Origin of the sequence: Salinigranum rubrum, assembly GCF_002906575.1 — an archaeon.
In the GTDB taxonomy this organism is placed as follows: Archaea; Halobacteriota; Halobacteria; order Halobacteriales; family Haloferacaceae; genus Salinigranum; species Salinigranum rubrum.
Map to the genome: position 1 here is coordinate 3,470,433 of NZ_CP026309.1, position 20,581 is coordinate 3,491,013.

The window sequence follows — 20,581 nt, forward strand, 5'->3', positions numbered from 1 at the left end:
AAAGCGGTAGCGGTTCGGCGGCGCTTCAGTCGTTCTGAAGGTAGTTGGCGAACGCGAGCAGCGTCGGGGCCCACAGGCCGGTGAACAGGCCGTACGCCTCGTTCTCTTGGACGTAGAAGTGGTACCACGAGTACAGCACCGACCCGATGGCGGCTAGCACGATGGGTTGGGCAGCCACGTCTCCGGACCCCGAGTCGACCGGAGTGCTCGTCTCGACGCTTCCGTCGGCAGACTGTGGCGTCTGGTCTTGGTTGGAGAACATCCGTGTCGTCCGTAGGAACCGACAGGACTGAACCCGTTGCTTTCGTGTGCCGGCTGACGCCTCCTCGGGACGAACCGCCGGGTACTGGGTGGAGGGAGGCGCCCGCCAGCCAGCCATCTCCCCGGGCGCGAGCGCTCTCGTCGGCGTCCCAGCCGGGGGCGCGCGTGTACAAGCACCGTGCCAAAGAGCGCTACCTGCGTCTCTCCTCCCGTAGTCATGAGCGACAAATCAGAGACGGACCGCGACGTGTTCGTCGACCCGAACGCGATCAAGATGTGGAGCGCGGAACGGGGAGTGATCCCTGTCTACTACGAGAAGGAGGACCGCTACGAACTGGTCCCCGAGGGGGAGGTGACGAGAGAGCGCCACGCGTGGGACGAGTTCTCCGACCGGTTCGCCGACCGCAACGAGGCGCTCGTCCACCGCAAGGGCAACGACGGTGCCGGGTCGGCGGAGTTCGTCGACCGCGGGCGTATCGACCCGAACGCGGCCGTCGCCGGCACGGGCGACCCGCACACGGACGGCACGGCGACGACCGACCCGGGGGGACGTCCAGCCGCCGACGCCGACAACCGGGCCGAACGCGACGAACTGACCGAAGGCGACGACGCCGCAGCGGTCGACGCGAGCGACGAGGGCAACCCGGTCTTCGACCGGGACGGGAACGAGATCGGTATCGTCGAGGCCGTCGACGAGGACGGGACGCTCTACGTCGACCCCGACCCCGGGGTGCTGGACGAGGTCAAGGCCGAACTCGGCTGGGGGAGCGAGGACGCGGACAACTACGTGATCAGCCCCGACCAGGTCGCCAGCCGCGAGGGGCACCAGATCGTCGTCCGCGGCGCCTGAGCGCCGGAGTCACGGGCGAATCCGGGTCGACCGCACGAGCGACGGCCGCGTCGCTCGACGGCGGGCGCTGTCGGGTCGGGACGAAACGAGAGAACGTGCGGGGCGCAGGGCGGACCGAACGAACGTCAGGTGTTCAGTCGATGTGGCCTTCGCGGCGGAGCTGGTCGGCGTCCTGGCCGGAGTAGCGCCACTCGATGTTGGCCTTCTCGTCCTGCCAGTCCCAGGGTTCGACGAGGACGACGTCGCCCTCGTTGATCCAGGTGCGGTACTTCATGCGGCCGGGAATGCGGCCCATGCGGTTCTTGCCGTCTTCGCAGCGGACGCGGACGTGGTTTCCGCCGTTGTGTTCTGTGACGACCGCGAACAGCTCGCTGCCGTTCGGCATTCGGAGGTTCTTCCGTTCGACTTCTTCACTCATTGTTATCGATAAGAGTCCCCGACGGTTAAGTCATTGGAGACGCGCGATAGCGTGTGACACGACCCCACGACGCGGTCCGGAACGCTTAGTCGGCCGTACCCGGTAGGGAGGGTATGGACGGCGGGCGAGGCCACGGCGCGACCCGAACCTACCGCGACACGGTCCGTTTTTACCTCATCGACCATCGGACGACGGTCGGGAAGGGGCTCGACATCGCGCTGCTCGGGTTGAACCTCCTGTTCATCGCGCTGTTCGTCGCCGACACCTACCCGCTCGCTCCGGCGCAGCAGGCGGCCCTCTGGGCCGCGGAAGTCGCCATCGCCACCGTGTTTCTCGTCGAGTATCTGCTTCGCGTGTACGGTGCGCGGAGCCGACTCGCCGAGGTCACGAACCCGTACACGGTCGTCGACCTGCTCGCGATTCTCCCGACGTTCGCCGTTCTCGCGGGGGCGACGCTGCTGACGGGGGCGGCCGGGCTGGGCGTCCTCCGGTTGCTCCGCGTCGTCCGCGTCCTCCGGTTCTTTCGGTTCACCCGCGACGAGGAGTTCTTCTTCGGGAGCGTCTCGGTCGAGACGCTCCGGGTGATGAAGCTCCTCATGACCGTGGTCGCCATCTTCTTCGTCGCCGCGGGGCTGTTCTACGAGTTCGAATACGGCGTCAACGAGCGTGTGAGCACGTTCGGCGACGCGTTCTACTTCACCGTCGTCACGCTCACGACGGTCGGTTTCGGCGACATCACCCCGACGACGCGGGCCGGTCGGCTCGTGACCATCGCGGCCATCCTCGCGGGCGTCATCCTCATCCCGTGGCAGGCGTCGAAAATCGTCCGCGAGTGGGCCCACCGCGACATGCGGAACGTCACCTGTCCGGAGTGCGGGCTGGAGTACCACGACGCCGACGCCTCCCACTGCAAGGCCTGCGGGCACGTCATCTACCAGCGACACGACTCCCGGGAGTGAACGGCCCGTCACTCGAAGACGACGTCGGCGACGACGAAGACGAGGGTGCCGACGACGACGCTCACGAGGGAGGTAGCGACAGGGAGGCCGACCGGTCGGGAGGCGACGAGGAACGCGCCGACGACACAGGCGACGAGGAAGACGGCGGTCGCGACCGTACAGAGCGACCAGACGGCGGTCTCGACGCGACGGAGCGTCTCGGTGAGCGAGCGACCGGCGGGTATCGGAATCGAGGATGCCATACCACTCGCTCGCCCGTGGGACACATCGTCCTGTCGGTGGTTGGCGAAGGGGGTTCGGCCGTGAACCCGGAACGAGCGCAACAGGCGATGTGTGAGCGAGTGTGAGTGAGTCCCCGATTGCCAACGCCTATTTGTCTCCGGCGTCTCCTCACCCCATGGACTACGAATCTTCTCTCGACCGTGCGATCGACTCGCTCCCGGAGCGAACGACGGGCGAGGACAGCCGTCTTCGCGTTCCCGACCCCGCCGGGGAGACCGACGGCGCGTTCACACGGCTGACGAACCTCGGCGCCATCGCCGACGCGCTCTCGCGCGACCCCGAACACGTCCACCGGGCCATCCAGCGCGAACTGGGGACCGCGGGACAGTTCGACGGCGACCGCGCCCGCTACAACGGCTCCTTCAGCGTCGCCGACTTCGACACGGCCATCGAGAGCTACATCGAGGAGTTCGTCCTCTGTAGCGAGTGCGGCCTGCCGGACACGCGGCTCACCACCGAGGACGGCGTCGACATGCTCCGCTGTACGGCGTGTGGGGCGTTCCGTCCCGTCCAGAAGCAGAAGCGACAGACCAGCACACAGACCGCACCCAACGCCCTCGAAGAGGGCAAGACCTACGAGGTCGAGATCACCGGCACCGGTCGGAAGGGCGACGGCGTCGCCGAGCGCGGCAAGTACACCATCTTCGTCCCCGGCGCCCGCGAGGGCGAGACCGTCACCGCGAAGATCGAGAACATCAGCGGCTCCCTGGCGTTCGCGCGGAAGGTGTAGGCGACCCCGCGGGAATGTACGCTTCCGTTGTTCCCCCATCCGACGAGCGGAGTGGACATCATCGCAGCCGTCGACGCTCGAAAATTTACAATGTCCACCATCTGAACCATCAGCAACAGACATAACCGTTCGACGCCTAGGAAACCGTATGGGAGTACGGGGAGCGCGAGTCGCGGGAGAGGCACCGGGGGACGGGCGAGCGGGCCGACTGTCGAGCCGATGAGTGCGTTCGACGTGTTCGTCATCGCCCTCGTCGCGCTCGGCGGGGCGGCGGTCCTCGTCATCGGGCGGTACGCGTCCCACTTCACCTCGGGGACGGCGTCGGCACCGGACGACGAGACCAGTGCCGTCGAGACGCCCGAGAGCGTCGTCTTCCCGTCGAACGACACCACGGGCGGCCGCTACCTCGACGACCCGGCCAGAGCGGGCTGGGAGGAGCCCCCGGCGTCGGGGGAGACGAAGACGCGAGCGACACCCGGTCGTCGAGCGTGCCGCCGGGTGCGGCGGGACTGGTCACCGTCCCGCCGGAGACTGTCGCCCCCGCACGGAACTCGCTCGACGCGGGTGACGTCGAGCGGGCCGTCGACCGCGCGTACCACGCGGTTCGAGACGAACTCACGGCGCGAGCGGACCTCGACGCACACCGAACGCCGGCGGAGTTCCGCGACGCCTGTCGGGCGGCGTTCGAAGCGCGTGACCTCGACGCGGTGGAGTCGCTCGTCGGGCTCTACGAACGGGTGGCCGACGGCTCGACGGTCAGTCGAGGGGTGGTCGAAGCGGTCCTCGACCGCCTGACCGGACGCGAGGAACGCCTCGACCGGTACGAGTGGTGGGAACTGCGCCAGGACGGGTAGCGGCGTAGCTTTATCGGCCCGTTCGACGAAGCCGGGACATGGAGTACACCACGTTCGGCCCCACGGGGATGACCGTCTCGCGCATCTGTCTCGGCTGTATGAGCTTCGGGACGAACTGGGACGAGTGGACCCTCGACCGCGAGGAGAGCCGGGAGGTCATCGAACGCGCCCTGGAGTTGGGTATCACCTTCTTCGACACGGCGAACGTCTACTCGTACGGCGAAAGCGAGGAGATTCTGGGCGAGGTCTTGGGAGAGTACGACCGCGACGAGTTCGTCGTCGCCACCAAGGAATACGCGCGGATGCGCGAGGACGACCCGAACTCGGGTGGGCTCTCGCGGAAGGCGCTGGAGCAGGAACTGGACGCCTCCCTGTCGAGGCTCGGCATGGACACCGTCGACCTCTACCAGATCCACCGCTGGGACTACGACACGCCCATCGAGACCACGCTGCGCGCGCTCGACGACGCGGTCCGACGGGGGCAGGTGCGACACGTCGGGGCGTCGTCGATGTGGGCCCACCAGTTCGCCGAGGCGCTGTATCTCTCCGAGCGCGAGGGCCTCGAACGCTTCGTCTCCATGCAGAACCTCTACAACCTCGCCTACCGGGAAGAAGAGCGCGAGATGCTCCCGCTGTGTGCGAACGAGGACGTCGCCGTGATGCCGTGGTCGCCGCTCGCCGCGGGGTACCTCACCCGCCCGCACGAGGAGTTCGACGCCACGACCAGGGGCGAACACGAGGCCGAGTTGGGCCGCCCGTACGAGGAGGGCGGCGGCGTCGAGGTGAACGAGCGGGTGCAGGAGTTGGCGGACGAGAAGGGCGTGAAGATGGCACAGCTCTCCCTGGCGTGGCTGTTCCACAAGGAGTGGGTCACCACGCCCATCCTCGGGACGTCGAGCGTCGAACACCTCGAAGACGCCGTCGAGGCGCTCGACGTCTCGCTTTCGGAGTCCGACATCGAGTGGTTGGAGGAGCCGTACGAGCCGGTACGGGTGTCGGGGCACGAGTAGCTGGCGCGACGGCTCACTGACGGACTGGAGTGACCCGGTGGAGGAACGCCTCGACAGCCTCGCGATGCTCGTCGGGCTGTTCCCAGAACGGCGTGTGACTGCTCGCCTCGAACTCGACGAGTTCGGCGTCGGGAAGCGCCGACGCGAGGTCTCTGGCGAGTTCCGGCGTGAGTTCGTCGTACGTTCCCGTGAGGACGAGCGTCGGCACGTCGATCTCGTCGAGTCGGTCGGTGACGCTGCGGCCGCGGAGTCGGGCAGTCTCGGCGAGGACGAACTCCGTCGGCCCCCACATCAGCCCGTAGATATCGTGGTTCATCTCCTCGAACGCCCGCGAAACCGGGTCCGGGAACGGGTCGGCCCGACAGACGTGTTCGCCGATGAGTTCCATGACCGCCGCCTGGAACTCGGGCGCATCGAACGTTCGGCTCGCTTCGTGCGTCGCAATCGCCTCGCGCGACTCCTCCGAGAGCGTCTCCACGGTGGCACGGATGCCCGCGTGGGCGGCGTTCGCGTCCGCGAACGCGTTGGCCAACACGAGACTCGCCACGCGGTCCGGATACGCGAGCGCGTACTCCAGCGCGAGCATCCCGCCCCACGAGTGTCCGTACAGGTGGAGACGGTCCACACCGAGGGCGACCCGAAAGGCTTCGAGTTCGTCGCGGTAGTGCTCCGCTGTGTAGCGGTCGAAGTCTCCCGTTGCGGGACCGTCAGAGCGCCCGACGCCGAACTGGTCGTAGAGGTACACCGACCGCCTGTCGGTGCCGTGTGCGGCCAGCGGGGCGAGGTAATCGTGAGGGACGCCCGGCCCACCGTGGAGGCCGACGAGCGTCTCGTCACCGCTCCCGAACCGTCGGTAGAACAGTTCGTATCCACCGACGTCCAGGTACTCTTCGTCGTGGTCCCGCCCGAAGTAGTCGTCTGTCGTTGTCATGTCTAACACCGAAGTTAATCAACGGTGTGACAGGAGATAACTGTGCACGAACTGCCGCAGTGTCTGATATATCACAGGAATCGGGCGGAGATGTGCCTTATTCCTCGGGGGCGGCCCGTCCCTGCTCACGGAGGTCGCGGTCACGGTCGGTTTCGATAGCGACGTCGGGAACCTCCAGCGGGACTCCCTCGGTGTCGACGGCGACGAACGTGAACGTCGAGTCGCTCGTGCGCTCGGACTCGCCCGTTCGGGGGTCCTCGCGGTCGACACGGAGACGGACCTTCACGCTCGTCCGACCGGCCTCGTACACCCACGCCTCGACGACGGCGATGTCACCGCGAGGAATGGGCCTTCGAAAGTCGAGGCTCTCGACGCGCGCCGTGACGCAGGTCTCTCCGGCGAAGCGCATCGCGCTCATCGCGCCGATTTCGTCCATCAGGTGCATGACGATGCCGCCGTGGGCCGTGTCGTAGTTGTTCGTCTGGTTCGGCTGGATGCGCTCGCGGTTCTGGATGTACGTGTCCGAGGGCGTCGGCATACTCGGTGAGCGTGCGCGAGGATATTACGTCTGGGGTAAGGGGCGCCCGAGGTTGGGTCGACCAGCGAGAGTCGCCCGTGGTGAGTGTGTCTGCTCGCGTCGCTCGTCGCGTCGTATCGAAAGTGGGAGCCGAAGGGGAGAGGAGTGAGTCCTTCTGTGGGGGAGTGACTCCCACTAGACGTGTCACACCCCAAGGTATATTATTCTTTATCAAGCGAAATCATAGCACACACTAAGAATCGTCGCCTATCGGCGTCTATCGCCACCCGACGAAGAGCCGACTGGGAAACGACACCTGTTCGCGGTGGGTCACTACTCGTGAGTCGGGTCACGCCGAGCAGCCGACAGAACCAGATGGGCGGCACGAGACGGACCCGCGTGAACAGTGAGGAGACCCCGGTTCGAGAACGGGTGGGGGAGGTCCTCGGCGAGGGGGTCGCGCGACTCGAAGAACTCGACGGCGGCATGGTCGGCACCGTCCACCGCGTCGTCCTCGAGTCGGGGGAGACACTGGTCGCGAAGACCGGCGACACCCCGCTCGACGTCGAGGCACGGATGCTCCGGTATCTGGCACGACACACCTCGTTTCCGGTTCCCGCCGTCGAGTACGCCGACGCCGAGGTGCTCGTCCTCGCGCACGTCCCGGGCGACACCGAACACTCCCCGAGCGTCGAGCGCGACGCGGCCGACCACCTCGCCGCGCTGCACGGCCACACGGCGGGCGCGTTCGGCTTCCCGTTCGATACGCTGTCCGGTCCGCTGCGACAGCCGAACCGCTGGTGCACCTCGTGGGTCGCGTTCTTCGGCGAGCGCCGACTCGGCCACGTCGCCGACGTCGCACACGAAGCGGGAACCGTCGGCGACGGGACGCGTGAGCGCCTCGCCCGCGTCGTCTCGGACCTCGGCGCGCTCCTCGACGAACCCGCTCGGCCCGCACTCGTCCACGGCGACGTCTGGACCGAGAACGTCCTCTCGGAGGGAGGGGCGGTCACGGCGTTTCTCGACCCGGCGTGTTACTACGGCCACCCGGAGGTCGAACTCGCGTACGTCGCGTGGACGGAGACGTTCGGCGACGCGTTCGTCGAGCGCTACCGCGAGCGACGCCCGGTCGCTCCCGGCTTCGAAGAGCGGCGACGGGTGTACGAACTCCTCCCGCTGCTCGAACACGTCCACCTGTTCGGCGGGCGCTATCGGGGACTGCTCGACGACGCGCTGACGCGGCTCGGATACTGAGTGCCGGGTCGGAAGTCGGTCAGTCGTACGTCCGCGACGACGCTGTTCCCACACGCACCCGAACGAGGCGGTTCTCGTCCCACGCGTCCTCGCTGGCGCCGTACTTGGCGTTGATGCGTCGGGTCGCCTCGCGGGTCGCCTCCTCGTCGTCGACCACCGTCGCCGTGCCGAGGAGGGCGACCGCCCACCGGGCGTGGCCGCCCTCGTCCTTCTGAATCGAGAGGGCGACCCGGGGGTTCTCGCGGACGTTCGCGAGCTTTCGGCCGGTGGTGACGAGTTCGACGGTTTCCGTGCGCTCGTCGTACACGTACCAGACGGGAGCGACGTGCGGGCGGCCGTCGCGGCAGGTCGCGAGGTGGGCCATCAGCGGTTCGCTCGTGAGCAGGCGTGCGACCTCCGAAGGAACGGACATACCGCGGGGAGGGACGCGGAGCTGAAAAGGGTCGTGTCGCGGGCGGAGAGGGTATCGAGGGAACCGAGCGCGTCGAGTGCGTCGCGGGGTGGCGAAAACGCCAACGACTCAGAGTCGGAGGAACAGCACCAACACCCCGAGCGTCGTCGCGGAGGCGGAGATGACGAGGAGGCCGGCGACGACCACGAACGTCTCCGCGGGGATGACCAGGACGCCTCCGGAGATCATCCCGGAGACCGACGCCTGCGCCGCGAGTTGCTGCAGCGGGTAGAGCACCGCCAGACAGAGCGCCGTGAGGCCAACGAGGAGCAGGGCGAGCGCCGGGATGGGGTCGCTCGCGGACCGGGCGTGGTCGAGCCGCCTGCTCATGTGTACGCTCAACGCGTGCGTCGATGATATAGCTTTTCTTGAATTATACGTTCTGAGAATAGACGTCGGGCCGGATACGGCGGTTCGAGCGTCGGTCCGGCCGGCCGAACGGTGGCAGCAGCCAACGCGTCCGAACGTCGCGTTCGGAGCGAAGCTCGTGTCAGTCCGAGTCGGGTTCGAAGTCGAGGGCGACGGAGTTGATGCAGTAGCGCTTCCCGGTCGGGTCCGGACCGTCCTCGAAGACGTGTCCGAGGTGGCCGTCACAGGTCGCACACAGCACTTCGATGCGGCGCATGCCGTGACTGGTGTCGACGCGCGTCTCGACGTTGCCCGAGAGGACGTCGTAGAAGCTGGGCCACCCGCTGTTCGAGTCGAACTTCGTGTCGGAGTCGAACAGTGGCGTGCCGCACCCGGCACAGACGTACGTCCCGTCGTCGGACTTCCCGAGGAAGTCGCCGCTGAACTTCGGCTCGGTGCCGTGCTCGCGGAGGATGCGGTACGCCTCGGGCGAGAGCCGTTCTCGCCACTCGGCGTCGGAGTCGGGCAGGTCGCTGCGGTCTGTGGTCGACGAGTCCATACGGGAAGGAGGCGCCGGAGACGCATGAGGGTTTGGCGTGGGAGAGGAGCGGTGCAGGGATCCCCCCGTTTCGATTGTAGTGGATAGGTTCGTCATCAGTTAGTCGGTGAGGACGAAGGCCGCACGACACCGGCCGCGGTGAGGTCACGTCCTCCCCCAGTCGATTCGCTCGTTCCCTCGTTCAGCCCTCGCGTGCGCGTCATCGCTTGGCGAGACCGCTGGTCTCACTGGCTCCCGTTTCACTCACGGGAACGGCCACGGAGGCCGCGGGCGTCACGCGCTACCGTTCGTACTGTTGGCGGTCGGCGCGCGGGACGGAGCGAGCGGAGGGAGCGACGGACTCGTGCGAGGGGACGCTCGCGCCTCCGTGCGCGAGCACCCGGCTGGGGAGGTCAGAGGCTCCGGTCTCACCGCGCCCGTGCTCCGTGCGGTTGCCGTGTTGTTTGCGGCTCCTGTCGAACACGTCTCGACAACAGAACAGTATCTCACTTGTCGAATACGTCCCGACAACAGCAACGCGAGAGACATCCGCCCACGAGCGAAGAGAACCGACTACGAGTCGCGGCGGAGGAGTTTGGGCAGTCTGACCCGTTCGAGGTCGTCGACGTCGTATTCGAGGAGGCCCGCGCGGGTGACGGCGTCGGGAACGCTCCCTTTCGGCTTGCGGTCGTCGACGTCGTCGCGTGGGGACGGCGGGGGCGTCGCCCCCTCGGTGTCGACGAGCGCGTCCCAGACCTCCTGGGAGCCGTCGAACTCACGGCGGTTGTTCTTCGCGCGCTGTTGGCCCTCCTTGAACGAGAGTTCGAGGACGCTGCGCCGGTAGGCCGTCGACGCCTGCCGCATGATGCGTGTGTACTCGTCGGGGTGGCGCTCGCCGAGCACCGCGGCGACGCCGAGGGCGTACATCCGCTTGAGCGCCTCCTCCTCGGAGAGTCGCTTCCAGTCGAAGCCGAACGCCTCCTCGTACATGTCGGTCACGTCTCGACTGTGGTCGAGGGGTCGACCACGAGTCCACCCTCGGTGAACTCGACGGAGCGGATGTCACAGTCGATGTTGGTCCCCCGCATCTTGATCACCTGAACGCCGCGCGTCATGCCGCCGGCCTCCAGGTAGTTGTGGAAGAACACCACCCCGTGGGCGAGGTAGTGCTCGTCCGAGTAGGAGGACGGGTCGGTCATCTCCGAGATGAGAAGTGTCGTCGCGTCGCCCTGCTTCAGGGCGGTGAGAAAGCGCGTCATCTCCTCGGAGCCGTTGGCGAAGAAGAGCCGAAGGAGCATCGTCGAGTCGATGATGAGTCGGTCGACGTTGCGGGAGTTGACGAACGCGACGATCTTGTCGGTGAGCGACTTGACGCTCGAGGAGCCGCCGCCCTGCGAGAACTGGTTGAGCACGTGTTTCCCCTTCGGGCTCACCAGGTTGAGGAAGCGGAAGTTGTCCGAGTCGGTGAGCGTCTCGAAGCCGAACGTGTAGCTCGACATGTCGTTCACCAACTCCTCGCGCGTCTCGTGCATCGTGATGTACATGCACTGTTCGCCGTTGCGAAGGCCCTCGGCCACGAACTGCGCAGTAAAGGTCGTCTTGCCGCTGCCAGGCGGTCCGCTCAACACGTACAGTCGTTCGGGGAGGAAGCCGCCTCCGATGAGGTCGTCGAACCCGCTCACGCCACTCCGGATTCTCATAAGAGAACTCACACGACAGTCGTTCATAACGGTTGTCCACCAGATATCATCGTCGATAACAGAAGAAGAGGCGTAAAACCGACAGACTACAGCCGAATACGAAACGGACCGTACCGTCGAATATCCGAATTGGTCACTCTGGATACAGTTCTTCTTCGACCTCGATGGCGTCGATGCGGGCCACCTCCCGCTCGTCGAGTGTGAGGTCGGCCGCAGCGAGGTTCGCGCGGAGGTGCTCGCGTGAGGACGCTTTCGGGACGACGGCGAGTCCCTTCGCGCGGAGCCACGCGATGCTCACGGCGGCGGGCGAGACGTCGCGTGCTTCGGCGATTGCGACGACGGGGTCGAGGTCGAACACCCGGCCGCCGGCCAGCGGCGAGTACCCCACGACAGCGTAGTCGTGTTCGCGGGCGTCGTCGAGGAGCGCGGGCCGGCGGAACAGCGGGTGGTACTCCGTCTGGTGGGCGACGAGAGGGGCGGCGAGGTGCCGTCGAGCGACTTCCAGTTGGTCGACCGTGAAGTTGCTCACGCCGACGTGGTCGACGAGGCCGTCGTCGCGAACCCCGTCGAAGAGGGGCAGCGTCGTCTCGGGACGGTACGGGCCGCGCGGTCGGTGGAGATAGAGGAGGTCGATGGTGTCGACGCCGAGCTTCTCGCGGGAGGTCTCGACAGACTCTCTGAACCGTTCGGCGCGAAGTTCGTCGACCCACACCTTCGTCGCCACCAGCACCTCGTCGCGGTCGACGACGCCCCGGTCGAGCGCGTCCCGGAGTCCGTCGCCGACGACGGCCTCGTTCTCGTATATCTGGGCCGTGTCGAGGTGGCGGTAGCCGAGTTCGAGCGCCGTCGCGACCGTTTCGCGCCCCGAACCGCCCGCGAGCCCCATCGTCCCGAGCCCCACCGGGGGGACGACGTCGGAGAACGTCACCGCGCCGCCTCCGAGCGCGTTGGCACCCGGTCGAGCGCCAGGAGTTCGTCGAGCGTCTCGACCTCGTAGGTCGGCGGCGTCTCGACGGTGTGGTCCCGTCGATGAGGGCGGCGAACGAACGCCGTGTCGCAGCCGGCCCGGTCGCCGGCGACCACGTCGACCCAGGTGTCGCCGACGAACAGCGTTCGGTCGGCGTCGACGGCCAGGTCGTCGAGCGCGCGTTCGACGTAGTGGGTGGCGGGCTTCTTCAACTCGATGCTCTCCGGTACCGGCTCTCGCCCGAGAACCGTCCGGAACCACGAGTCGACGGAGAAGTGTTCGAAGAGGAAGTCGAGCGTCGCCTGCTGGTTCGAACTCACGACGCCCCGGGGGAGGTCGATGGCCTCGACGGCGGCGACGTCGTCGTAGAGGCGCTTCTCGCCCCGATGGACCGCGTCGATCTGTGCCCGCGAGGACAGTTCGTCGCGGGTTCGCCAGAACTCGGCGGGGGAGAGGTCGTAGCGGTCACAGACGGCCGCGAGGTCCTCGGGCGAGACGCCGACGGTCATCCGGTCGACGTCCGCGGGGGAGGCGTCGACGTCGAAGGCGGCGAACGCCTCCTCGGCGGCGCCGCGGAGCACGGACCGGTCGACGAGCGTCGTCAGGACGCCGTCGTTGTCGAACACCACCGCGTCGTAGGTGTCGGAGGTCACGTGTGAGGAGGGGAGCGCGCGGGTAAAGAGCGTGCCGGCGGGGGGAGGAGAGCGGTGGACCCCCGGGTCGTGGGATGGGCTCGGAGGGTCGCAGGGGAGCGGCACAGCGGACCGAAAGACCGCGCGGTCGCCAGGGCGCTGACGCCACACCCTCCCCAGCCGATTCCTTCGCTCGTTCGCTCCGCTCACGTCGCTCAGTCATCCACTGAATCGACTCCGTCGCTTCAATCCGTCGCGTACTGCGTTCGTGATAGACCTCGCGCGCGGGCCGCGCTCACGGGTAGCGCGACGCCACGCACTACCCGCACCACGAGCGTCGGGCGGAACTACTGACAGTCTCCACTGACGAGGTCTCGGAACCGGTATCCACGACACATTTCACCACCCCATCCTAACGCCCGTACATGACCTCTCTGTGCATCGTCGGCGCGGGCGTCGCCGGGGCCGGCGCGGCCGACGCGCTCTCCGACACCGACATCGACGTGACCGTCCTCGAGAAGTCCCGCGGCGTCTGCGGGCGCGCGGCCACGCGGCGAAAGAACGGCTGTCGGTACGACCACGGCGCCAACTACGTCAAGGACCCCGACGACCGGACGACCGAGTTCGTTCGGGGACTGGGCGAGGAGGGCCTCCTCGACGTCACAGAGCCGGTCTGGACGTTCGACGCGGCCGGGAGAATCACCGAGGGCGACTCCCGCGACGACCACAAGTTCACCTGGACGGAGGGGATGACACAACTGGCGAAGCGGCTCTTCGCCCGGACCGACGCCGAGGTGAAAAACCAGACGCGCGTCGCCGCCATCGACCGCGAGGGGGAGCGCTGGTCCGTCGTCGACACCGACGGGAACGGCTACGGCCCGTTCGACGCGCTGTTGCTCACGCCGCCGGCCCCGCAGACGGCAGCGCTCCTCTCCGACACGCGGTGGGACGACGAGCGCATCCCGCGGCTTCGGGAGGCGGTCGGGGCGGTCGACTACCGAACCATCCGAACGTACGTGCTCCACTACCCGTTCGAGCAGCAACAGCCCTGGTACGGCCTCGTCAACGTCGACAAAGAACACGACGTCGGCTGGCTCTCCCGCGAGGAGTGCAAGGAGGGGCGCGTCCCCGACGGCGAATCGCTGCTCGTCGTACAGATGTCGCCCGAGTGGTCGACGGCCCACTACGACGACCCGCTGGACGAGTCGGTGGACGTCGTCGCCGAAAAGGTCTCGACGCTGCTCGACGACCCCGCGTTCTCGGAGCCGGACTGGTACGACGACCAGGGCTGGCGGTACGCCCTCCCCGACGAGGGAGTCTCCGACATCGTCCACGAGGCCGAAGAGGAGGGACTCTTCTTCGCGGGCGACTGGGTCGCCGGCGAGGCACGGGTCCACGCGGCGCTGTGGAACGGCATCGAGCAGGGCGAACGGGTCGGCGAGTACCTCGCAGCGTCACGGCTGTAACTGTACGAGACCGACCTCAACGCCGGATTACTCCTCGTGAATTGCCTCGCCGCGGTGGAGTCGGGCGGCGATGGTGAACGTCTGTTCGCGCTCGCGGCGGGTGGGCGCGTGCGCGGCGAGGTAGCGCGCGACGGCGACGAGACAGGTCCGCCGCTCCGTCCCCTCGCGCCTGTCGGCCTGTGCGAACCCCGCTTCGAGCGCCTGGAACGTGTGAAAGCCCGCGTCCTCGCGGACGAGCGCGGCCCCGAGTCGGCGTTTCAGTCGGTCGGCACCGCCCGAATCGAAGACGTGCGCCGCGAGGCGGCCTGCCTCGTCGACGCGCCCCTCCCGGTCCATCGTCTCGTCCAGCGCGTCGAGGAGGTCGTCGACGTCTCTCTCGCCCCCGCGTTCGGGAATCGCCGCCGGCGGACTGTTGAGGAACCGGTCGAGGTAGACGTTGACCGCGCCGTCGAAGACGGCCCTGTAGGCGGCGTGGTCCGCACCGGAGACCCGTTCGGCGAGCGCGTGGACCGCGTTCGAGTAGGTATAGGTGTGGTGAACCGTGTTCCAGTCGGAGAACTCGTTCGCCGTCGAGAACTGCGCGACGCGCGTCGCGGCGGCCATCGCCACCGCGTCGGCGAGGTCGACCGGGGACGCGCCCGCCGCGATGGCGTCTTCGAGCACGCCGACGACCCGCTCGTGGTCGTCGGCCAGGAGCGTCTGGACGAAGTCGTCGGGTTCGACCCACTCCTGGCCGGCCCCTTCCGCGACCAGGTCGTCGAGTCGGTCGAACGCCTCGTCCAGTCGCGCCGCGAGGTCGACGGGCTGGCGCCACGAGGAGAGTTCCTCGCTGCGTGTCGCGTCCGTGAGGCTCGTCACCAGCGAGGGGAGCACCTCGTCGGCGTGCTCCCAGCCGACGTGGTCGAGCGCCTCGCACGCCTTGTTGACGAAGTCCATCGTGTGTCCGCCGTCGAGGTAGCGGTGGTCGGTGGCGGCGGTGAGGAGCAGGCCGGCGAGCGCGTCGTCGTCGTAGCCGGCCTCGACGGCCGTCCGGAGACAGCGCTCGGTCCCGTCGTTGTCGCGGACTTCGACGGTGTCGCGGAGCCAATGGGCGAGCCGAGTTGGAGAGAGGTCCCGGTCGTCGAAGGCGTCCTGGTCGAACCGCGGCGGTTCGCCCGCGCAGTCGGCGGCGACTTCGACCAGCCCCTGATACAGCGCTCGTTTTCGATCCTCGGCCGAGAAGTCGGGCAGGACGTTCGCCATGGCCGTGAGAATCGTAAGCCCGGGACCCCAGCCGTCGGCGCGGTAGCGCGTGCCGAACCGGACGCCCGTTCGCAGCGGGTCGGTCGGCGCGACTCCGGCATCGAGGAGGCCGATGACCGACTTGGCGACGACGAGACGGAGGTTCCGTTCGAGGCCGTCGTCGAGTCGCTCGCTCCACCGCTCGGCCGGCGGACGCTCTTCTCGGGAGTGGGGGTCGACGTAGACGACGCCGTCGTCAACGGTCACCGGGTAGGAAGGAACGTCGTCCGCCCACGGGTCGAACGTGTCGCCGCAGGAGAGCGCGAAGCGCGCGTGGTGCCAGTGACAGGTGAGGACGCCGTCGTCGACGGTCCCTCGGGCGAGCGGGAAGCCCATGTGCGGGCAGCGGTTGTCGACGGCGAACACCTCGCCCTCGTGGGCGACGACGAGGATGGCCCGGCCGTCGACACGGACGACGGCGTGCCCCGCCTCGCGGAGTTCGTCGAGCGGACCGACCTCGTGTGCGGTGGATGGGGGACTCGTACTCATGGAACTCGATAGCACGCCACACGACCAAAGCGTTCTGGTGTCGAAGGGGTCCGAGAGAGTGAAAGACACGCAGACAGGAGGCTTATCACAGTTGACGACAACTGTAAGGCGTGTCACTCACCGTCCGCATCGACCCGCACGTCCACTCCGAGGCCTCGTACGACGGGCACGACCCCGTCGAACTCATCCTCGAACACGCGGCGGACATCGGGCTGGACGCGGTCGTTATCACCGATCACGACGTCATCCACGCGTCGCTCGACGCGGCCGAGCGCGCGTCGGAGTACGGACTCGTGGGGATTCCGGGCGTCGAAGTCTCGACGAAGCACGGACACCTGCTCGCGCTCGGCGTCCGAGAGCTTCCGCCCCGACGCCGACCGCTCGACGAAACTGTCGAGTGGGTCCGTGCACACGGCGGTGTCGCCATCGTTCCCCACCCCTTCCAGCGCTCCAGACACGGCGTCCGCAAGCGACACTTCACCGACGCCGACGCGGTCGAAGTGTACAACTCCTGGCTGTTCACGGGATACAAGAACCGTCGTGCCCGGCGGTTCGCCGACAAGCAGGGCTACCCGCGCGTGGCCGGCAGCGACGCACACCACGTCGGATTCGTCGGGCGCGCGTACACCGAAATCGGACTCGACGGCCTGACGCGCGAGGAACTCACCGCCGACCACGTCCTGGACGCCATCAGAGACGGGTCGACCCGAGTCGAAGGACGACGGACGCCCGTCCGCGTCAGTACCAAACACTACACTATCGCCGCCGGGCGCAAGAGCGGGTACTACGCCAAGCGCGGCGCGGTCGCCGGTGGCCGGACCGCCGCCCGCAGTGCGCTGACGGCCGGAAGACTCCTCTACCGGCTCTCACCGCTGTCGCGGTGAACGAACGGACGGCCTCGTTGGACGGGTCCGTGCGTGCGGGCCGGACAGCGAACGTGTAGCGACGCAGCGAGGCGAGCGTTCATATACGAAGACGCGACCAGCGTGGCTGTGCGCTGAGAACTGCGTGGCGCGACCAGCGGAGCGCGACACGACGCGTCACGGCCGGGAGTGTCGTCAGTTCGCTATCGGACAGTCGGCAGGAGGCTCTCGTCTACTCGTCCGTCTCCGCGGACGCCACCAGTTCGTCGTACCGCGCCCCGGTCTGCTTCAGCGTCTCCGTCGAGTAGAGCCGCTCGTGCGTGAAGGGGAGGTACTCGGCCGCGAGTTCGTCGATCTTCTCGTCCACGGCGTCGGGGTCGCGCCCGTGGATCATCGTGAAGAGGTTGTACGGCCACTCCTGTTCGGGACGACGGGGCCGGTGATAACAGAGGGTGACGTACGGGAGGCTTCCAACCGAGGTCCCACGGTCGTCGAGTTCGTCGTCCGGGACGTCCCAGACGACCATGCAGTTGGCGTCGAATCCGGTGACGACGTGGTTGACGACGCAGCCGATGCGCTTGATACAGCCGTCGGCGAGGAGGCGGTCGACGGCGGCGATGACCTCGTCGACCGGGGCGTCGATGGCGTCGGCGACGTCGCGGTACGGCGTCGAAGAGAGGGGAAAGCCGTCCTGTATCTCGACCAGTAGCGCCGCCTCCAGCGCGGTGAGGTCGCCGGTCGCGTCCTCGGAGATTCTGGTCGCAGAGACCGTCGTCTCGGCGAGTGACTCCCGTGCTCGCGGTTCCCCCGCTCGCTCCTCCGGAGACGCGTCCGTTGGTTGCGTCTCCCGTGCGAACCGGTCGTCGTTCACCACGGGGAACTCCAGATCGATGTAGTAGTCGGTGAGCATCGGGAGGACGAGCACCTCACACCCCGTCCGGGCCTCGATGTCGGCGATGATCTCGTCGCGCTTCTCTTGTGAGCCGGCGGTGACGACGAACCACATGTTCCAGGGGTGGTCACGCCGGTAGTTGTGGTTCACCTGCCGGTACTCGTTGATGACGGCGGCGACCTCGTCGAATCGGTCCTCGGGCGCCCGAACGGCCGCGAGCGTCGACGAGCCGATGACCGGCGGGTTGAGGACGGCTCCGAACCGACGGAAGACGCCGCGCTCACGGAGAGCCCGGACGCGTTCGAGAGCCTCGTCTTCGCTCACACCGAGGACGTCGCCGACGGCGCGGAACGGCCGTTCCTCGACCGGGAAGCCGCTCTGATACTCGTCGATGAGCGTCGCGTCCACCGCGTCGAGGCCGCTCCGCCAGTCGTCGTCCAGTGCGCTCATTGGGCCGGCTTAGGAGGCGGGAAGCCTATCGCTTTCGCTCCTCGCCCTCGTCGGACCGCCTCGCTCGCCCCCGCCGCGTCACCGGAATGGACGGGTATCTCGGACACCCCCCACCAACCCATTGACTTTAGTACCATGGAACACAGTCACACACGAGAATCGATGCTCGACTCCATATGGTCCGTCCTCCGTCGGGTGGCGACGTCCTACGTCCTGTTCGTCGTCATCGGCGTCGTGGTCGGACTCACGGTAGCCCCGCTGGCGTACGACGCCGCGACAGCGTCCGGCGGTACCGTCGCTATCGTCCCGATCGACGGCAGTATCACCGGCGACACCGCGACCGCGTACACCGACATGATGCAGCAAGCACGGCAGGACCCCGACATCAAGGCCGTCGTGCTGGTCTCCAACAGCGGCGGCGGTTCGGCCGCCGCGTCGGAGCGGATGTACCTCCAGACGAAGCGGACGGCACAGCAGATGCCCGTCGTCGCTAGCGTCGACGCCACCTCGGCGTCCGGCGCGTACTACACCATCGCACCGTCCGATGTCATCTACGCGAAGCCCGCGTCGGTCGTCGGGAGCGTCGGCGTCCTCGGGACCCTCCCGCAGGACCTCGAACCGAACGACATCGTCGGGACGACCGGACCGAACAAGCTCTCCGGCGGCGACAGCCGCGAGTTCTTCTCCGTGCTGGAGTCGCTCAGGCGTGCGTTCGTCGGTGCCGTCTTCGAGAGCCGCGGCGACCGACTCCAGTTGACGCCCGCGGAGCTGTCACAGGCACAGATCTACTCCGGATCGCAGGCCGTTCAGAACGGTCTCGTCGACGAGATCGGTGACCGACAGGCCGCCATCGACCGGGCGGCAGCGGAGGCGAACCTCGACTCGTACGAGGTGCGCACCCTCCGGCCCGACGGCCAGACGTTCCGCTTCGTCTCGCGGAGCAACTACCTCGCGTCGGACGCCCCGAACAAGGAGATGGTCGACTTCGAGTACTTCGCCGGCGAACCCGGGACGGGACCGACGTTCCTCATGATGCCCGGGTCGTACGTGGGTTCGTCGTGGGACCTCACGACCTCGGGCACCGTCGACACCAACGCCACGGCGAGCGAGTCGGTCGACACGGAGGCCGACACGCTCCGGGAAGCCGCGAGGGGGCCGCCGGTGCAGGCTGCGACCGCGAGAGCGGGAGGTCGGCCATGACGTCGGAGAGTCTCGGCACCGCGCTGGCGAAGCGGCTGGCGGTCGCGGCGGTCGTCGTCGTCCTCATCGTGGCGGCGGCGTTCGCGATTCCCGCCGCGACGAACCAGCCGGCAGAACGAGAGTCGCTCGACACGCCGGAGTACGACCCGGCGGAACTGGCGACCACGGCGGTGCCCGCCGAGGGTGAGATCGAAGCCGACGGGAGCCTCGGGAACCGAAACGGGGTCGTCGTCATCGACGACACCCACTCGAACCGCTTCGACCGGGCCGACCTCGCGCCGCTCGTCCGGGAACTGGCCTCCATCGGCTACGGGGTCCGATTCTACGAAGGAGAGCAGACGCTCGACCAGGCCCTCTCGAACGCCAACGCGTATCTCGTCATCGACCCCGGTGAGGAGTACGAAGCCAACGAGATCACCACGATTCGGACGTACACGAACGAGGGAGGGCATCTCCTCCTCGTGGGCGAGCCGAACCGAAAGCGCGTCTCGTCGAGCCTCTTCGGGACGTCGGTCACGAGCCAGGAGAGCGCGCTCACCAGCCTCGCCGGACGCTACGACATGAGCCTCGGCACGTCGTACCTCTACAACCTCGAAACGAACGGCGGGAACTACAAACACGTCGTCGCGTCGCCGACTCCCGAGTCGGGTCTCGAACTCGACAGCGTCACCATGTACACCGCCGCGTCGATCCACTCGCGCGGCGGGACGGTCCTCCTGCGAGCGGCCCCGAACACCCACGAGTCCGGAATCGACGGGACGGACCGGCACGCGGTCGCGGTCCACAAGGAGAACGACAACGTGATCCTCCTCGGCGACAGCTCGTTCCTCCGCTCGGACCGGTTCAACGTCGGTGACAACGAGCAGTTCGTCGCCTACCTCGTCGAGTTCCTCATCAGCGGGGAACACGACCCCGGATCGGCTGACGAGGAGGAAGAAGAGGAAACGGAAACGGAGACCGAAACCGAGACCGACGGGGAGGAGACTGAAACCGGCAACGAGACGGAGGCGGTCAACAACACGACGACCCCCGAACCCGCGACGCCGGCCGCGTCGCTCCGGGCGCCCGTCGCAGACGGGACGACGACGCAGTCGGTCGAGATGGAGCCGTCACTCACCGTCGCGCGCGTCGGCGAGCGAGCGAGAACCGTCGGCTGAAGCGAGGTCGGCGGCCGTCTCGATCCGGCCGGAAGCACACGCTTCGGCGGAGACGACTTTGACGGAGACGAACTCCTTTTG

General features: G+C 67.6%; 24 protein-coding genes. 10 read left to right on the forward strand and 14 right to left on the reverse strand.

Annotated elements, in window-relative coordinates; all coding sequences use genetic code 11:
* Positions 1-25: 25 nt before the first annotated feature.
* Entirely contained in the window at positions 26-262 is a 237-nt protein-coding gene (locus tag C2R22_RS16960; protein ID WP_103426814.1) for a hypothetical protein, read from the reverse strand.
* A gap of 216 nt (positions 263-478) precedes the next feature.
* Between C2R22_RS16960 and C2R22_RS26500 the strand changes: the two genes are divergently transcribed.
* Positions 479-1,111, forward strand: a complete 633-nt coding sequence (locus C2R22_RS26500) for a hypothetical protein (RefSeq protein ID WP_245902800.1) — start codon at positions 479-481, stop codon at positions 1,109-1,111.
* A 133-nt stretch (positions 1,112-1,244) separates the two neighbouring features.
* On the opposite strand, the gene eif1A is transcribed toward C2R22_RS26500, so the two are convergent.
* Positions 1,245-1,529, reverse strand: coding sequence for a translation initiation factor eIF-1A (gene eif1A, locus C2R22_RS16970; RefSeq protein ID WP_103426815.1), 285 nt, complete (start codon positions 1,527-1,529; stop codon positions 1,245-1,247).
* A 113-nt stretch (positions 1,530-1,642) separates the two neighbouring features.
* On the opposite strand from eif1A, the gene C2R22_RS16975 reads away from it, so the two are divergent.
* Complete coding sequence (locus C2R22_RS16975; protein WP_103426816.1) at positions 1,643-2,488, forward strand: potassium channel family protein; 846 nt, start codon at positions 1,643-1,645, stop codon at positions 2,486-2,488.
* Positions 2,489-2,496: 8 nt separating this feature from the next.
* On the opposite strand, the gene C2R22_RS16980 is transcribed toward C2R22_RS16975, so the two are convergent.
* Complete coding sequence (locus C2R22_RS16980; protein WP_103426817.1) at positions 2,497-2,730, reverse strand: hypothetical protein; 234 nt, start codon at positions 2,728-2,730, stop codon at positions 2,497-2,499.
* Positions 2,731-2,885: 155 nt separating this feature from the next.
* Here C2R22_RS16980 and C2R22_RS16985 point away from each other — a divergent pair, with 155 nt between their 5' ends.
* From C2R22_RS16985 to C2R22_RS16995, 3 genes are all read left to right on the forward strand, one after another.
* A complete protein-coding gene (locus tag C2R22_RS16985; RefSeq protein WP_103426818.1) occupies positions 2,886-3,500 on the forward strand; it encodes a translation initiation factor IF-2 subunit beta in 615 nt (204 codons plus the stop codon).
* Positions 3,501-3,988: 488 nt separating this feature from the next.
* Positions 3,989-4,354: a hypothetical protein gene (locus tag C2R22_RS16990; RefSeq protein WP_103426819.1), complete on the forward strand. Its 366-nt coding sequence runs from the start codon at positions 3,989-3,991 to the stop codon at positions 4,352-4,354.
* 38 nt (positions 4,355-4,392) lie between these two features.
* Positions 4,393-5,364 carry an aldo/keto reductase gene (locus C2R22_RS16995; protein WP_103426820.1) on the forward strand — a complete coding sequence of 324 codons (972 nt, stop codon included), beginning with the start codon at positions 4,393-4,395 and terminating at the stop codon, positions 5,362-5,364.
* A gap of 13 nt (positions 5,365-5,377) precedes the next feature.
* Here C2R22_RS16995 and C2R22_RS17000 read toward each other — a convergent pair whose 3' ends face one another.
* Both C2R22_RS17000 and C2R22_RS17005 read right to left on the reverse strand, forming a co-directional pair.
* On the reverse strand, positions 5,378-6,295 hold the full coding sequence (locus C2R22_RS17000) for a proline iminopeptidase-family hydrolase (RefSeq protein WP_103427724.1): 918 nt from the start codon (positions 6,293-6,295) through the stop codon (positions 5,378-5,380).
* Positions 6,296-6,392: 97 nt separating this feature from the next.
* Positions 6,393-6,833 (reverse strand): acyl-CoA thioesterase, encoded by a 441-nt coding sequence (locus tag C2R22_RS17005; protein ID WP_103426821.1) that lies wholly within the window; start codon positions 6,831-6,833, stop codon positions 6,393-6,395.
* A gap of 318 nt (positions 6,834-7,151) precedes the next feature.
* Here C2R22_RS17005 and C2R22_RS17010 point away from each other — a divergent pair, with 318 nt between their 5' ends.
* Positions 7,152-8,066 (forward strand): fructosamine kinase family protein, encoded by a 915-nt coding sequence (locus C2R22_RS17010; RefSeq protein ID WP_216824750.1) that lies wholly within the window; start codon positions 7,152-7,154, stop codon positions 8,064-8,066.
* Positions 8,067-8,085: 19 nt separating this feature from the next.
* Here the strand turns inward: C2R22_RS17010 and C2R22_RS17015 are convergent, their stop codons facing one another.
* The 7 genes from C2R22_RS17015 to C2R22_RS17050 all read right to left on the reverse strand — a co-directional run bounded on the left by C2R22_RS17015 (position 8,086) and on the right by C2R22_RS17050 (position 12,723).
* Positions 8,086-8,478, reverse strand: coding sequence for a pyridoxamine 5'-phosphate oxidase family protein (locus C2R22_RS17015; protein WP_103426823.1), 393 nt, complete (start codon positions 8,476-8,478; stop codon positions 8,086-8,088).
* Positions 8,479-8,586: 108 nt separating this feature from the next.
* On the reverse strand, positions 8,587-8,847 hold the full coding sequence (locus tag C2R22_RS17020) for a hypothetical protein (RefSeq protein WP_103426824.1): 261 nt from the start codon (positions 8,845-8,847) through the stop codon (positions 8,587-8,589).
* 160 nt (positions 8,848-9,007) lie between these two features.
* Complete coding sequence (gene msrB / locus C2R22_RS17025; protein ID WP_103426825.1) at positions 9,008-9,424, reverse strand: peptide-methionine (R)-S-oxide reductase MsrB; 417 nt, start codon at positions 9,422-9,424, stop codon at positions 9,008-9,010.
* Between the two features lie 552 nt (positions 9,425-9,976).
* Positions 9,977-10,393 (reverse strand): hypothetical protein, encoded by a 417-nt coding sequence (locus tag C2R22_RS17035; RefSeq protein ID WP_103427725.1) that lies wholly within the window; start codon positions 10,391-10,393, stop codon positions 9,977-9,979.
* Positions 10,394-10,398: 5 nt separating this feature from the next.
* The gene (locus C2R22_RS17040) at positions 10,399-11,103 is read right to left on the reverse strand and encodes an RAD55 family ATPase (RefSeq protein ID WP_103426827.1); all 705 of its coding nucleotides are present in this window, start codon (positions 11,101-11,103) and stop codon (positions 10,399-10,401) included.
* Positions 11,104-11,236: 133 nt separating this feature from the next.
* Entirely contained in the window at positions 11,237-12,031 is a 795-nt protein-coding gene (locus tag C2R22_RS17045; RefSeq protein WP_281259246.1) for an aldo/keto reductase, read from the reverse strand.
* Positions 12,028-12,723, reverse strand: coding sequence for an HAD family hydrolase (locus C2R22_RS17050; RefSeq protein WP_103426828.1), 696 nt, complete (start codon positions 12,721-12,723; stop codon positions 12,028-12,030). The genes C2R22_RS17045 and C2R22_RS17050 overlap by 4 nt, the downstream gene beginning before the upstream one ends.
* 404 nt (positions 12,724-13,127) lie before the next feature.
* Here C2R22_RS17050 and C2R22_RS17055 point away from each other — a divergent pair, with 404 nt between their 5' ends.
* The gene (locus C2R22_RS17055) at positions 13,128-14,168 is read left to right on the forward strand and encodes an NAD(P)/FAD-dependent oxidoreductase (RefSeq protein ID WP_103426829.1); all 1,041 of its coding nucleotides are present in this window, start codon (positions 13,128-13,130) and stop codon (positions 14,166-14,168) included.
* A 27-nt stretch (positions 14,169-14,195) separates the two neighbouring features.
* Here the strand turns inward: C2R22_RS17055 and C2R22_RS17060 are convergent, their stop codons facing one another.
* The gene (locus C2R22_RS17060; protein ID WP_103426830.1) at positions 14,196-15,938 is read right to left on the reverse strand and encodes a Rieske (2Fe-2S) protein; all 1,743 of its coding nucleotides are present in this window, start codon (positions 15,936-15,938) and stop codon (positions 14,196-14,198) included.
* A gap of 110 nt (positions 15,939-16,048) precedes the next feature.
* Between C2R22_RS17060 and C2R22_RS17065 the strand changes: the two genes are divergently transcribed.
* Complete coding sequence (locus C2R22_RS17065) at positions 16,049-16,822, forward strand: CehA/McbA family metallohydrolase (protein WP_103426831.1); 774 nt, start codon at positions 16,049-16,051, stop codon at positions 16,820-16,822.
* Positions 16,823-17,033: 211 nt separating this feature from the next.
* Here the strand turns inward: C2R22_RS17065 and ahbB are convergent, their stop codons facing one another.
* A complete protein-coding gene (gene ahbB / locus C2R22_RS17070; RefSeq protein ID WP_103426832.1) occupies positions 17,034-18,143 on the reverse strand; it encodes a siroheme decarboxylase subunit beta in 1,110 nt (369 codons plus the stop codon).
* 162 nt (positions 18,144-18,305) lie between these two features.
* Between ahbB and C2R22_RS17075 the strand changes: the two genes are divergently transcribed.
* Both C2R22_RS17075 and C2R22_RS17080 read left to right on the forward strand, forming a co-directional pair.
* Positions 18,306-19,343 carry a S49 family peptidase gene (locus C2R22_RS17075; protein WP_162562550.1) on the forward strand — a complete coding sequence of 346 codons (1,038 nt, stop codon included), beginning with the start codon at positions 18,306-18,308 and terminating at the stop codon, positions 19,341-19,343.
* Positions 19,340-20,500, forward strand: a complete 1,161-nt coding sequence (locus tag C2R22_RS17080) for a DUF4350 domain-containing protein (protein WP_103426834.1) — start codon at positions 19,340-19,342, stop codon at positions 20,498-20,500. Before C2R22_RS17075 ends, C2R22_RS17080 begins: the two co-directional genes overlap by 4 nt.
* Positions 20,501-20,581 lie beyond the last annotated feature (81 nt).